Source organism: Bacteroides intestinalis (genome assembly GCF_003464595.1).
GTDB classification, from domain to species: Bacteria; Bacteroidota; Bacteroidia; order Bacteroidales; family Bacteroidaceae; genus Bacteroides; species Bacteroides intestinalis_A.
In genome coordinates, this window is record NZ_QRZF01000037.1 from 14,948 (window position 1) to 16,141 (window position 1,194).

The 1,194-nt window shown below is 45.1% G+C and carries 2 protein-coding genes; both read left to right on the forward strand.

Annotated elements, in window-relative coordinates:
• A partial coding sequence (locus DWW10_RS25185; RefSeq protein WP_259320538.1) for a phosphoenolpyruvate carboxykinase (ATP) occupies positions 1-817 on the forward strand: 817 nt, incomplete at its 5' end.
• A 91-nt stretch (positions 818-908) separates the two neighbouring features.
• Positions 909-1,194 (forward strand): AAA family ATPase (locus DWW10_RS25190; protein ID WP_182021539.1); only part of this gene is annotated, 286 nt, incomplete at its 3' end.

Genomic DNA, 1,194 nt, shown 5'->3' on the forward strand with positions numbered 1-1,194 from the left:
TGAGAGGCTGGTACAGGCGATAGATGCATTAACAGGCTTTACCCCCTTTAAAATAATGGCAGATGGAGAGCCTCTTTGTCACTTTGTAGAGTCTACCACAGAAGCACCTTTATTTGAAACGGTGTTATATACGAATGAAATAGATGGCATTGTCAGCCACTTCGGCCAATATCGCAATGGCTTTCTCTTTGTAATGCTGCCTCCTGAAGGTGGAACACTTGAGCTTTGGCTGAGCGAAGATAAGCAGGTGGTGAATTTCAAGGGAAATTATAACCTGCGGCTGCTTCGATTTGCATGCTGGATTGCTTATGGAGTGGCTACAGCACCTTTCAAAACGGTAGCAATCCATACCAGTACTATTGTGTGTGAGGGCAAGGCTATTCTTTTCCTCGGAGAAAGCGGCACGGGTAAGAGTACCCACACCCGTTTGTGGCGCGAAAACATACAAGGTGCTGTTCTGCTGAATGATGACAGTCCTATTCTTCGCATCATAGACGGAGAACCATGGATATATGGTAGTCCATGGAGTGGAAAAACACCTTGCTACAAGAATGAAAGTTATCCGTTAGCGGCTTGTGTACGATTGTCGCAAGCCCCTTACAATCAAATTAAGAGGCTCAGTGTGGCTCAAGGATACGGCGCGTTGCATCCTTCGTGTCCGCCTGACTTTGCTTACAGCGATGAATTGTATGATTACATCAGTGATACTTTGAGCTCCCTGCTTTCTGCGGTACCGGTTTATCATCTGGCTTGTCTGCCTGATGCTGATGCAGCGCACCTTTCTCATGATACGATCTTCGGAGTATGTGGTAAATAACGGTATCCGATTGTAACTATTTAAAGGTCTTCGTAGAATTTGCAATCATTTTTATTACCTTTGCTTTGTGCAATATTAAAAGCAGGCAGTTATGAAAGCATTACCTTATGGAATATCGGACTTCCCCCGTATCAGGTGCGAGGATTACTACTATGTGGACAAGAGCCGTTTCATCGAAATACTGGAACGGCAACCTCCCTACTTATTTTTGATTCGCCCCCGCAGATTCGGTAAGTCACTGTTTCTGGCCATGTTGGAGGCGTACTACAGCATCGACTATGCCGGTAGATTTGAAGAACTGTTTGGAGAACTATATATCGGGCAACATCCGACAAAGCGGCATAACAGCTACATGGTTTTGCGATTCAATTTCTCTG